General features: G+C 38.5%; 8 protein-coding genes. 1 reads left to right on the top strand and 7 read right to left on the bottom strand.

All coding sequences use genetic code 11. From position 1 onward, the window contains the following. Positions 1-32: 32 nt before the first annotated feature. Entirely contained in the window at positions 33-767 is a 735-nt protein-coding gene (locus GPZ88_RS07790; RefSeq protein ID WP_166043933.1) for a PHP domain-containing protein, read from the bottom strand. A 19-nt stretch (positions 768-786) separates the two neighbouring features. Then, entirely contained in the window at positions 787-1,230 is a 444-nt protein-coding gene (locus GPZ88_RS07785) for a cytidine deaminase family protein (protein WP_166043931.1), read from the bottom strand. 183 nt (positions 1,231-1,413) lie between these two features. Here GPZ88_RS07785 and GPZ88_RS07780 point away from each other — a divergent pair, with 183 nt between their 5' ends. Beyond that, positions 1,414-2,559, top strand: coding sequence for a cobalamin-independent methionine synthase II family protein (locus GPZ88_RS07780; protein ID WP_166043929.1), 1,146 nt, complete (start codon positions 1,414-1,416; stop codon positions 2,557-2,559). A 78-nt stretch (positions 2,560-2,637) separates the two neighbouring features. On the opposite strand, the gene addA is transcribed toward GPZ88_RS07780, so the two are convergent. The 5 genes from addA to pheS all read right to left on the bottom strand — a co-directional run bounded on the left by addA (position 2,638) and on the right by pheS (position 13,721). Next, positions 2,638-6,264, bottom strand: a complete 3,627-nt coding sequence (gene addA, locus GPZ88_RS07775; RefSeq protein WP_166043927.1) for a helicase-exonuclease AddAB subunit AddA — start codon at positions 6,262-6,264, stop codon at positions 2,638-2,640. Next, positions 6,254-9,499 (bottom strand): ATP-dependent nuclease subunit B, encoded by a 3,246-nt coding sequence (gene rexB, locus GPZ88_RS07770; RefSeq protein WP_166043925.1) that lies wholly within the window; start codon positions 9,497-9,499, stop codon positions 6,254-6,256. The genes addA and rexB overlap by 11 nt, the downstream gene beginning before the upstream one ends. Positions 9,500-9,645: 146 nt before the next feature. Further along, positions 9,646-12,051 (bottom strand): phenylalanine--tRNA ligase subunit beta, encoded by a 2,406-nt coding sequence (gene pheT, locus GPZ88_RS07765; RefSeq protein WP_166043923.1) that lies wholly within the window; start codon positions 12,049-12,051, stop codon positions 9,646-9,648. 69 nt (positions 12,052-12,120) lie between these two features. Next, the gene (locus GPZ88_RS07760) at positions 12,121-12,645 is read right to left on the bottom strand and encodes a GNAT family N-acetyltransferase (RefSeq protein ID WP_157628865.1); all 525 of its coding nucleotides are present in this window, start codon (positions 12,643-12,645) and stop codon (positions 12,121-12,123) included. Positions 12,646-12,677: 32 nt separating this feature from the next. After that, positions 12,678-13,721 carry a phenylalanine--tRNA ligase subunit alpha gene (pheS, locus tag GPZ88_RS07755; RefSeq protein ID WP_014334511.1) on the bottom strand — a complete coding sequence of 348 codons (1,044 nt, stop codon included), beginning with the start codon at positions 13,719-13,721 and terminating at the stop codon, positions 12,678-12,680. Between the last annotated feature and the right edge of the window lie 115 nt (positions 13,722-13,836).

Below are 13,836 nucleotides of genomic sequence, written 5' to 3'. Positions count from 1 at the left end.
GCCCTGAGCCTTATGCTCACGGGCTTTTTGTTTTACAAAATTTCCCAATCTTCAATGCCAAATTCATCAAGTAAGTCTTGGATTTTATCAAAAGCTAGACGAAAATGCTCCAACTTATGACCGTCTGAACCGATAGAATACTTGTGGCAACCTAATTCTTTAACCAAGCCTAAAGCATAACGGTAAAGGTCTTCCTTGCCATACAAGTACATCGATTTGCTATTTAACTCAAAAGCCAAATCATAATCAATCATCTTCTGGAAGATACGTTTGAGTTGAGGTTCGTAAGCTTTTAAATCCGCAACGGTCATATCAAAAATGCGAAAACCATAGTCAAAATGCGCTAAAACATCCGCATCCACGCGCCCAATCGCATATTCTAATTTATCCAGATATTCTTGGATAATCTCGTCTTTATCCATATCTGCCACTTCATCATCAAGATAATCATTTGTCCCATTGTGATGAACCGACAAGAGTTTCAAATCATAGTCCTTATCCGCCAAATAAGCAAGAATATCTGCTTCACGTGGCTGATAATAACCAATTTCAATCCCTTTTTTAATGCGTTTGCCGTATTTTTGATTAAGCTTAGCTATTTCACGCGAGTAAGCCTCGTAATCTGGCACATCATCTTGCTTGGTATATGGATTTGACAAATCATAATGCTCAGTCGTCACAATATCCCCTGTATAATGGTCTAAATAATCTTCAAACCGCGCATCTGAATCATAAGAAAAATGTGTGTGTAAATGATTATCTCGCATCCTATCCCTCGCTTTGTTATTAATCTTCTAAGTCTTCAATGCCTGCTGCCATGCGCTCTGTCCCCCACCATAAAGGCATCAATTCACCCAAAGTGACGGTTTCACGTTTCTCATAATCAAGCATAAATTCCAAATCTTTATTTTTCGGAGACAATTGCATCAAGAATTCGCGACAAGCTCCGCAAGGCATTCCTGAACCTTCACCATAAGGCGGCTTATCCCGAAATGCAATAATACGTTTGATGGTGGTTTGACCCGATTGTTGAAACATATTGAAGGCAGCTGCACGTTCAGCACAAAGATGAAAAACACCAGAAGTCGCTTCAAAACAATAGCCTGTAAAAATCTGACCATCTTCTGCTTCAATTGCTGCGACAACATGATTTGAATAGATAAAAGGTGTCACATAATGAGGATTATAATCCTTTTTTGCTGCTTGATATAACTTTTCCCAAATATCCATTCTAAATCTCCTTGTAATTATCTGTATTTTCTTAGTATATCAAATTTTCTGTTAATTAGACAGAGATTTTGATTTTTTTAGTTATAGTTTAAAACTATACATAGTCCTAAAAAAATAACTATTTTTCAAAATGGCAAAGCTCCGCTACAATAGGAATCACAAAAAACAAACGAGGTATACGAAATGGCAAAATCAAGATTTCAATTAGTTGGTTCGCTCCTACGACCAGCAGATTTACGCGAATATAAAATCGCAATCGAACACCGTGATGATATCAAATATCCTTTCTACGATGCATTCGAAGGCTACAAAGAAACAGAAACAGCTGATATCAAAAAAGTTATCGCTGAAGAAAAAGCGGCAGGTATCGATGTCCTAACTGACGGCGAATACTCAAAATCTATGTGGCACCTTGATTTCGTTTGGGGCTTAAAAGGTATTGAACGTTACATCGCTGACCACGGATACACTTTCCAAGACCATGATGGCGGTCATTTTGAAACACGTAAAGATATTGGTATCCGTATCACAGAACCACTTTCTGGCAAAAATCACCACTTCCTAGATATTTACAAACTTCTTAAAGAAGAAGCTGGTGAAACTGACACAAAACTAACAATCTGGGGACCTGCCCACGCTTACACAGAATTCACTGTTTTCAATAAACTCGCTGGTGAAAATCAAGTTTACAAAACTAACGAAGAACTAAAAGCTGGTCTTATCAATGCCTATAAAGAATTCTTGAAAGAGTACAAAGAAGCTGGTGGTGAAATCATCCAATTCGACGATTGTCTTTGGGAACTTTTTGACGAAACAAACCCATCTGGTTTCTTTGCTCAAGGAAATAGTGCCCTTGCTAATCTAGCTGATGAATTTATCTCAGTCAACAATGAAGTGGCTGATTATGGTCACGAGCTTGGACTTAAAGTTTGGACACACAATTGCCGTGGAAACTATGAAAGCCGTTCTGCTGCTGGTGGAACTTATGAAGCTATCGCTACAAAATTCTTGAAAGACCAACACTATGACCGTTTCTTCCTAGAGTGGGATAGTGAAGTTTCTGGTGACCTTAAAGCACTTGAAAGCTTGAAAGACTCTAACGCTGAAGTTGTGCTTGGACTTCTTTCAAGTAAAACAACTGAACTTGATGACGAAGAACGTGCACTTAAAATGCTCGAAGAAGCTAGCAAGATTATTCCAAAAGAACGTCTTTTCCTTTCACATCAATGTGGTTTTGCGTCTTGTGACTCAGGAAATGAGCTAGCCATTCCACAACAATGGGCTAAAATCAAACAAGGTCAAGAAATCGCTGCTAAATTCTGGAATTAATCAAAAAACTCACCTTTATTTTTCTATATACAATAACAATACTATACAGAAAGCGACCGAAAATCGGTCGCTTTTAAATTACAGTTTAACTACTTCTAAGTTTTCTCCACCAAGTAAAACAAGGTATTTGTCAACTTTTTCGATATGGTAAGACTTGCTAAGGGCTTCGGCGTAAAGAGCCATTTGTCCCTGATAGCGTTTTTTGATGTCTTCGCTGTTAGTGTATTTGTCTGTTTTATAATCAAACAGAACAATTCGGTCGTCGAATAAAAGATAACCATCGACAATCCCACGTACGACAAATTTTTCGTTACTTTCTGGGTCTTCTTTTAACATGGCAAATGGAGCTTCACGATAAATTTTATCAACATTTTTCTGAATCATTTGTCCAAGCTCTGAACCTTCAAAGAAATCAAGCACATGCTCAAGACGAATACGTGATTTGACATCATCTTCAGCTGAAACTTGCGCTAATGCTGATGTGATATCATCTAGTGTCACTTGCTCTGATAGTGTAATTCTCTGCATGAGTTCGTGCATCGCAGAACCAATTGCTGTCGCTTCTACTTTTGCTTTCTTTGAAAAATCTGGAAGCTCAAACATTGGCTTAGCTTGATATGGTTTTGCCATGACATCAACACCATCAACGTCCATAACTGGCTCATAAAGTTTTTTAACTTGACTTGGTGTTCTCAAACTTGGCAAATTAATCGCAGCTTTAAATTCAGTATTTAGCTTTTCTACAGCCTCTAGCCTATCCAAGGCTTCTGCAATATTTTCTGTCTGACGATTATCTTTCAAGTCATCTGGTTTAATGGCAGACGTCATTTCAATTTGACCAATTTTTTCCTCTGTCAAATCATCGTCTGTGACAAATTCAACTTTAAATGGCAAATTTTTGTAAGTATCATAAATAGCAAGAATCCAGTCTTGAAATGTCATGAAGGTTTCACGCTCAGATACTGGAATATGATTATTTTCTGATTTTCCACTGTATTTGTCCACTAATTTTTCTGCACTTGCTTTTCCGACTAAATACAATCTTTTTTCTGCACGAGTCATTGCAACGTAAAGCAGACGCATTTGTTCAGATAACATTGCTAAACGAAGTTCTCGTTTATTCAGTTGATAAGGCATAGTATCCATGCTGACTTTTACTGCTGGGAAATAATCAGTTTCCAACTCTTCTCGCATATCAGCTAAATACTTGATACCTGCTCCATTTTGGCGTGACAGAATCAAAGGCGAAGTCATGTCTTGAATACTAAATCTCTTATCAAGATTTAAAATGAAAACATACTTAAACTCAAGTCCCTTACTCTTGTGAATGGTCATCAAGTTTACAGCATTTTTAGGCAGTGCCACTTCAACATCTGCCAAATCATTTTCACTCTCAAGAACTTTGTCAATCATACGAATAAAGCGTGATAAGCCTTTAAATCCGCCTCGTTCAAAATTATTGGCACGAAGCGCAAGCGCATAAAGATTGGCTTGACGTTGCTCTGCACGAGGCAGATTTCCAACGTAATCATAATAGAAACGCTCATTATAAATCTTCCAAATCAAGTCATAAAGCGAGTGCCATTTGGCAAATTCACGCCAGCTTGCAAGACAGTCCATGAAATCTTTCAATTTATTCTGAAGAGCTGTCGTAATCAATTCAGCATGTTCACCTGTGCCATTCAAAGCGTGTTCGAGTTTTTGATAAAGATTAGCCTTGTGTTCATCTTCAAGAGTCTGAAGAGCTAGTCTAGCAAGGTCATCCTCATTAAAGGCAAACATGGGTGAGCGCATCAGAGCAACTAGGGCATAATCATTAAGCGGATTATCAAGAGCTCTAAGCGTATCAAGCATCACCATGACCTCAACCGATTTGAGATAATTTTGTTCGCCACCATCCGTTACCAAAGGAATCCCGTAGTATTCAAAGGTTTGCAAAATCGCATTATTTCGCGTACGAAGCGAAACTAAAAGTGTAATATCTTCAAACGGAACGTGTTCCTCATTATGCAAACGAATGATTTCTTTTGCGACTAACTTGACTTCGTTTGGATTGATTGACTCTTCTTCGGCACCTTCTGGAGCACCATTTGCCTCATCAGTGTCGTAAATGAGCACTTTTGTTTCATTTTCGGGGTGAGCTTCTTTCTGAGCATCACTTCCTGCAACAAGTTGATGCATGCCATCATACAAAATTTCACCAACAGACTCGTCCATCAAGTGTGTAAAAATGCTATTTGTTGCATCTAGAACTTCTGACTGGCTACGGAAATTTTCTTTGAGCAAAATTAATTTTCCATGCTCAGGATTTTCTTGAAAATCTTTGAATTTTTGATTGAAAATCTGTGGGTCAGCCTGACGGAAACGATAAATCGATTGCTTGATATCTCCCACCATAAAACGATTATGACCATTTGATAGCAATTCCAACATGCGCTCCTGCGTGTGGTTGTTATCTTGGTACTCATCGACCATCACTTCGTGGTACTTATCTTGATAAAGCTTACGAATATCTGGATTTTCCTCTAAAATCTCAATCGCAAAATGTGCGATATCTGAGAATTCAAAAGAGTTTTCTTGGATTTTAGCTTGTAAATATTGCTCAGAAAAATCTTGCACAAAATTCTGCAATAATTCCAATAAAGGAAGACTTTCTGATTGATAATTAAAAATCGTCTCTAGGTGTTTAAGACCAGTCAAACGCCCTTGTAGATTTTTAAAGACAGGATATTTCGTTCCTGCAACTGTCACAGCTGGGCTAGATGGTATTAAATCCGCCACATCAGAAGCCAAACGTCCCAAACCTTCACGCCCGTAAAGCGTCTCAAAATGCATTGCCCATTCATGCAAATGCTCAATCATATTCAAGTGTTTTTTATAATTTGCAGTAGGTGTCCCCTTAGCTGTAACCTGCTTATAATCCTCTAAGTCCGTCACATCCTGCAAATGATTTGCCGTATCATGTAAGCAACTTAGAAAGTCATTGACTTCTTGGTCTGGAATAGCAGAAAAATCCGTATAAGTTTTAGCTCCTTTTAAAAATACCTCAGACATCCATTTTTTTGGATTATCCGTAGCTTGACTAAAGTCATAAATCTTATAAACGATTTCTCTAAACGCTGAGCTATCCTTGCGATTTCCTGAAAAATTACGCACCAATTTACGGAAAATGTCTTGGTTCTCACCAAGCATATAATCAGAAAATAAATCTGCAAATACTTCATTTTTGACAAGATCTTGCTCACTCTTGTCAGTCATAATACGGAAAGTTGGCGAAATACCAAGCGTGTAGCCATATTGGTTAACCAATTTTTGCGTGAAGGCATCCATTGTCCCAATGTCAGCTGTCTGAAGACCTAGCAATTGCTCATTCAAATATGTTTTTGTGTCGTTGTCTTTGGTTACTTGTAAAACCTTACTGATTTTTTTCTCAAGACGTTCTTTTAACTCACCTGCTGCTTTAACAGTAAAAGTTGAGATGAAAAGCTGGTCAACAGTGACACCACGTAAAATCTTATCAATAATGCGCTCAACCATGACAAAGGTTTTACCAGAACCCGCTGAGGCTGAGACTAAAATGTTATTGCCAGAACTATAAATCGCTTCAATCTGTTCAGGTGTGCGCTTTTGTTTACTTGATGACTTTGCTTCTTGAGCTTGCAAAAAGGAAATCTCTTCTGATGTCAAAAACGGCTTAAAGTTCATCTTTTTCCTCCTCTTCTTTTAGCATTAGACTCAAAAAGCCTTGACGTCTTTCTTTTCTTGGTAGTTTATACCATTTTCTCGCGTATGGCATGTGACGATTGGCTTCAAAGCGTGTGATAGCTTTTAGCTGGTCACCTTGGACAGACTTGCCATCTTCGCTGTATGGATTAATCAGAAAATGTCCTTTTTTGATTTGCTCTGCTGCTTGAATAAATAATTTTTGGTTGTAAGCAAGAAGAATATCGAGCTCTTCTTGAGTGTAAACAGAATCATTCAAATGATAATTTCCATTTGATAGATAACCTTTTTCTTCGTCCAAGAATAGACCTCGATAGCGTAGTTCTTTTGACAAATTCTCCAAAATTTTATCTGTCGTGGCTACCGCTGACAAATCAACTTTGGGTTCTTGCATGTGAAGGTACATGGCGCCAAAAATTTTATCTGACTCGCTTCTTCCTTTTTTATCACGCAAAGCCTGCATATATGTCACCAATTGCGGATTCAAACCATTATAAAATTTCTGAATGTCAAAAGTATTGTGACTCGATTTATAGTCAACCACACCAAGACTGCCATCGCTCAAGCGGTCAACACGGTCAATAATACCTCGAATGCGCACTGCATTTGCAATCATCAATTCAAACGGCTCTTCCTCGTTTTCAACTTGAATCTGAGCATCATTTTTCAAAATGCTTGCCGTGCTTCTTGCAATATCTTCCAAAACGGTCAGAGAATAACGACTTTCTTCGTCTTCTTCATAGACAAATTTAAATTCATCTTCAGAATTAGTCTTTTGAATAGCTTGATTCAACTTGGTATCAAATGGCTGATCAGACTCATCTTTCATGACAAGTTCAAAGACACGGTGAAGATATGTTCCGTGGTTTCTAGCATCCGGATGAATCGTTTCAACTTCTTGCAAGCCAAGAACATACTGCAAGAAATACTTGTACTGGTTATTATAGAAAGTTGTCACCGCTGATGAAGACAAATTAATTGGCTCATCACTTGGAAAACGTGTCTCAATCACTTCGGCAGAAACTGGTTTGGTCTGCATATTATCCTTAATCAGTGGCAATTCAACACCTTCGTTAGCCAGTTTTTTACGAAGATAACGTACAGCTACTGACCAGAAGGTTTGCTCTTCTTTGCTAAGCTCGTGGTCTTCTTCAATAGCCAAGCGATTAACCTCAATCACACGAGATAAGAGCGCTTTGTAATTTCCAATGTCTTCAGCATCTGTCGACAAACGATTTCGTCCCTTAACCAAAACAGGCACACCAAAGCTAGCTAATTCCGCAAGATAAGAAGATTCCTTATCTTCTGACTCATTAACAATTTGTGGCAAACTGAGCACCAGTTCTTCCGTCGCTGAATTAAACAGTGACAAGGCAGCAAAATGATTTTTCTTGATGTTTTCACGACTAATCACATCAAAACGTTGATTTTCAGCTGTTGTTTCATTGACCTTGGCACGTTCCTCATCTGAAATCAAACTACGATTTTGCGCAATTTTTGGGAAATGCGACTGCGTCATACCAAGTGCAAAGACAAATTTATTGGTGTGTGGTTCAACCAAATCATAAGATTTTACAGAAACCACATCAACACTTGCTGGCACCACACGGTACTGAGCAGCAAGCATACCACTTCTTACCAGCGATAAAAATTCATCCAAAGACAATTTTTCTTTACCGAAAATCGTTTGGAACTGGTTTAAAATTCCTGTAAATGTTCGCCAAACTTGCTCATGTTTTTCTTGCTCAATCTCTGGAAAAGTGGCAACCATGCCTTCAAGATTGTCTGGAAGACTAATAGTACGCAAGAAAGTCATTAATTTTTCAAGCAAACTTGAACCAAGCTGCTTTTGCGCTTTAAAGAGCGTAAGCAAAGGCGCCATGATTTGCTCGCGCATTTGATTCATAAAAACTAGGTGCTCTTTTCCTTTATAGTTAACCGTAAATTCCTTTGCAAACTTGCTTTGTCCTTTAATATCAGTATAAATCAAATATTGCTCAAAAAGATCTAAATCATCTTGCTTGAATTGTCCATAAAGCCCCGTCTTCAAGAGATTGATAACATCTTCTGTTCGGAAGCGATAGCGTTTCACGCGCTCCAAAGAATCAATAAAATGCACCAACGGGTGATCACTCATCGACTCTGCTTTCCCAAAATAATATGGAATTTCATACTTGTCAAAAATCTTTCCGATTTGAAGACGATAGCTGTCCACATCACCTAAAAGAACCAAGATATCTTTATAACGGTACCCCTCATAAAGCTTATGACGAATCGCCTTAGCCACATGCTCAACTTCTTCTTTTTGGTTGATAACATCCCAGATAACGTAGTGTTTCTTATCATCATCTGTCAAGGTTAACTCTGCTGTTGTAAAATCATGCTTAGCTTCAAATAATTTTGATAACTTAGCAAAAGCTTCGTGTGATTGTTGAGAACTCTCAACATAATGTGGCTGCGCTTGAAATTTCATTGCTAAAGAGCGCAAGAAATCCAAACTAGCTTGATAAACGTTTCCTGCTGTAAAGGTTGCCTTATAAGCCTTTTGGCTGCTGTATGTTCCGATAATAACTTGCGCACATTTTTGCTCAAGTAAGCTAACCAAGTGCTCTTCTTCTGCTGAAAAACGCGTAAAACCATCAATGACAAGTGCTACATTTTCAAGAGCCTTGTCCAAGTGCCCTGATTCAACTTGCTTAGCAAAAAAAGCAATTTTTGACTGAGTATCATACTGATTGGCTAACAAAATATCATTGACAGCCAAGAAAATTTTCACCAAATCCTCTTGCTTTTCCTCAGATTGAAGCCCATTCAAATCAAGCACGGTCATGTTAGCCGTTTTTAATTCCTTATACAAATCAACCAATTGCTTGATGAAATTCGTATCTTGCTTTAAACGCCCGAAAACTTTCAAATCCGTATCAGAAAAATGAGACAGCGCACGATAAAAAATCATGGCTAAGCCATTGTCATCAATCGTTTCTTTGGTCTGAGGTTCATTTAAGACAAAATAGCGCGCCATTTGAGCAAAACGTGTAATGGTAATGGCAAAAGACGCTTGGTCAGGCAAAAGTTCCAAAACTGCCCTTTCTTTTTCAAAAGACAAAGAGTTTGGAGCGATGTAGAAAACACGCTTACCAGCTTTAGCCTCTTCCATCGCTTTTCTTGCCAAAATTTCAGTCATATCAAACTGAATATCTGTATATAATAATTTCATAATAATCCTTCGTCATGTCACTAGATAATCCTATTATACCAAATTCTGTTGTTGGTTTGGCTTTTTGATAAACAAGAAACCACCACTACTTTCGTAGCGGTGGTTTATCTATATTAACCCAAATAGCCTAATATTGTATCAAATGATTAACGAACTTCTGCTCCGAGTTGTTCAACAAGGACTTTAGTGATTTTATCCATGTATTTAGTAACTTCTTCATCAGTCAAGTTATCGTTTGGATTTTGGAATGTAAGGCTGTAAGCCATTGATTTCATACCTTCAGCAATATTTGCACCAGCATACACGTCAAAGAGTTTGATGTCTGTTAAACGTTTCACTTTAGCTGATTCGATTGCAGTGACAATATCTTTGTGAGTAGTTGCTTTTGGCAATAACAAAGCAATATCACGAGAAACTGCTGGGAATTTAGTGATTTCAACAAACGCTTTATCAGCTTGAAGAGCAGCTTCGATGATATCCAAGTTCAATTCAGCTACGTAAGTTTCTGGAACGTTGTAGTTTTTAGCTGTTTGTGGGTGAATTTGACCAACAAAACCAACCAATTGACCATCCAAATAAATGCTTGCTGTACGACCTGGGTGCATGCTTTCAAGATCTTTTTCGGCAACGTATTCAACTGTCAAATCAAGTTTGTTAAAGATAGCTTCAACGATACCTTTTGCATAGAAGAAATCAACTGGAGTTGCTTTTGTTTGGAAGTCTTTTTCAGCAACTAAACCAGAGATAGCAAAGGCAAATGTGCTGATTTCGTTTGGTAATTCTTCTTTTGGATTACCTTTTTGTTCAAAGACTTTACCAATTTCATAGATTGCCAAGTTACTGTTTTTACGAGCAACGTTGTAAGCAATGGTATCAAGCATACCAGAAACAACGTTTTGACGAAGAACTGAACGTTCTACTGACATTGGCCACATCAATTCAGTCAAGTTGCTTGGTTGCAATGTGAATTCAGTTGCTTTTTCAGGTGTTGTCAAAGCATATGAGACGATTTCAGTCAATCCAGCACCTTCAGCAATTGAACGCATTTTACGACGCAATTTTTGTGTTGCTGTCAATTCACCTGCAGTACCAGCAGCTTCTGGAAGTGTTGTTGGAAGATTATCGTAACCGTAAATACGAGCAATTTCTTCAACCAAGTCAGCTTGGATAGCAATATCCCAACGACGACGTGGTACTGAAACTGTGAATTTATCAGCATTTCCTGACAAACCAAAACCAAGTTTTGCAAAGACATCTTCGATATCAGCAAAAGTCAATTCTGTTCCCAAACGAACGTTAACATAGTCAAGTGTTGTTGATACTTCGACATCTTCAGTTGGAACTGAACCAGCTTCAACACGACCAGCAAGAACATCACCTTCAGCTAGTTCTGTAAGCATTGCTGCTGCAAAGTCAAGAGCTTCATCGACAGTTGCATAGTTGATACCTTTTTCAAAACGAGCTGAGCTTTCAGAACGAAGGTTCAAACGAGATCCAGTACGACGGATAGCTGTACCATCAAAGACAGCAGCTTCAAGAACAACGTTTTTAGAAGCGTTGTCGATTTCAGTAGCTTGACCACCCATCACACCAGCAAGAGCAACTGGTTTGTCAGCAACTGTGATAACAAGATCTTCTTCTGTCAATTCACGTTCTTCGCCATCAAGAGTGACCAATTTTTCACCAGCACGCGCATTGCGAGCGACGATTTTATTGTCTTCAAATTTATTCAAATCAAAAGCATGCATTGGTTGACCGAAGTACAATAGCACGTAGTTTGTCACGTCGACAACATTGTTGATTGGACGAATACCAGCGTTCATCAAAAGGTTTTGCAACCATTGTGGACTTGGTTTAACAGTCACGTTTTCAACGACACGTGCTTTGTAAGTCAAGACTTTGTCAGACTCGATAGCAACATCGATAACGTCTTTTGCAGCTTTAGAAACTTCTTTAAGTTCTTTTTCTGGGAAGTGAACTTCTTTTCCGTAGATAGCAGCTACTTCATGTGCAACCCCACGCATTGAAAGGGCATCTGCACGGTTTGGTGTGATTGACAACTCAACAATTTCATCATCCAAATCAAGGTATGGGAAAATGCTGTCACCTGGTTTAGCATCTTCTGGCAAGATTTGAATACCGTCTGAAAATTCTTTTGGAATGATTGATTCTGGCAAACCAAGTTCTTGGAGTGAGCAAATCATACCAAGTGATTCCATACCACGGATTTTACCTTTTTTGATTTTGTAGTTATCAGCAATACGTGCACCTGGTACAGCTACGATAACTTTGATACCTGCAGTAACGTTTGGAGCACCACAAACGATTTGGCGCAATTCATCATCACCAGTATCTACTTGGCAAAGGTGCAAGTGTGTTTCAGGAACATCTTCACAAGATACAACATGACCAACAACCAATTTTGTCAATCCTTCAGATGGTGATGAAACTCCTTCAACCTCAATCCCTGTTGTTGACATTTTTTCAGAAAGCTCATGTGTTGTAACATCAACATCAACAAGCTCTTTTAACCATTTATAACTTACTAACATAATATGTGTTAAAAGCTTTTCGCAGTCAAAATACATTTGACAGGTAAGCTTCTTTATCCCTTTCTACTCTTATTCTTTTAAGGCTTTTCGCATAAGCCAATCTGTGTCTACTTTATCGCCAACTTTAAATGAGTGCTCTGAAAATTTTTCAAATCCATATTTGCGGTAGAAACCTTGAGCTTTGACATTGCCTTCCCAGACACCTAACCAAGCCCAATCAAATTCACCTGCCTTAGCCATATCAAGCGCCAGCTCAAATAATTTCTTACCTAAGCCAAGTCCCTGACATTCACTAAGAATGTAAATACGTTGGATTTCAAAGGCATTTTTTAGTTCATGCTCTGTCTGTGCTGCGCCCCAGTTCACTTTCATAAAGCCAACCTCGCGCCCATCAACTTTGACAAAGCGAACATCAGATTCTACATCTGTCACATCTTTTTCAAGTTGCGCTAAAGTATAATTCTCATTGAAAAATTCTTGAAGTTCTTCTTCGGTGTTATCAAAACCAAATGTTTCACGAAAAGTATCGATGCTCAATTTTTGTAGCATATCTAACTTATCCAAGGTCACTTTTTCAACTTTGATTTCCGCCATGATGACCTCCAATTCTTTTTCTTGCTAATTAATTATTTAAATTGATCTGAGAAACGGACATCGCCTTGATAGAAGCCACGGATATCATTGATACCGTAACGAAGCATCGCAATACGTTCTTGACCAAGACCAAAAGCAAATCCAGAATATTTTTCTGAGTCAACGCCAGACATTTCAAGAACGCGAGGGTGTACCATACCAGCACCAAGGATTTCAATCCAACCAGTTTTCTTACATACGTTACAACCTTTACCACCACATTTGAAGCATGATACGTCAACTTCTACTGATGGTTCAGTGAATGGGAAGTATGAAGGACGAAGACGGATTTTACGATCTTCACCAAACATTTTCTTGATAATCATTTCAAGAGTTCCTTTAAGGTCACCCATAGAAATGTTTTCACCAACAACAAGACCTTCGATTTGGTGGAATTGGTGACTGTGTGTCGCATCGTCTGTATCACGACGGAACACACGTCCTGGTGAGATCATTTTCAATGGACCTTTAGAAAAGTCGTGTTTATCAAGTGTACGAGCTTGAACTGGACTTGTGTGAGTACGAAGCAGGATTTCTTCAGTGATGTAGAAAGTATCTTGCATGTCACGAGCTGGGTGATCTTTTGGCAAGTTCATGCGTTCAAAGTTATAATAGTCAGATTCAACTTCATAACCATCAACAACTTGGAATCCCATACCAAGGAAAATATCTTCAATTTCTTCACTTGTTTGTGTCAAAACGTGACGGTTACCAAGGTTTACTTGACGTCCTGGAAGAGTCACATCCAAGCTTTCTGATTCCAATTGTGCTTTGATTTTAGCCGCTTCAACGATTTTAGCTTGTTCTTCAAAAGCTTTTGTCAAAACGTCACGTACTTCGTTAACTTGTTTTCCGACAACTGGACGCATTTCTTTAGAAAGATCTTTCAAACCTTTCAATAATTCTGTCAATGATCCTTTTTTACCAAGAACTTGCACACGTAATTCTTGAAGTTCTTTTGCATTGTTTCCACGCATTTCAGCCAATTTAGCTTGCGTAGATGATTTTAATTCTTCTAACTGCGCTTGTAAATCCATTAAAATTCCTTCCTTGGGGCAACCCCTAATGTTTTTAAACGAAAAAAGCGTGCCACACTCCAATAGCGGAGCGTTGACACGCGGTACCATCCGTTTTTTATCTGACTAGCAGACC

It is taken from the genome of Streptococcus ruminicola, from assembly GCF_011387195.1.
In the GTDB taxonomy this organism is placed as follows: Bacteria; Bacillota; Bacilli; order Lactobacillales; family Streptococcaceae; genus Streptococcus; species Streptococcus ruminicola.
Note: the sequence above shows the minus strand (reverse complement) of the source record. Positions and strands in the feature narration are given on the sequence as shown.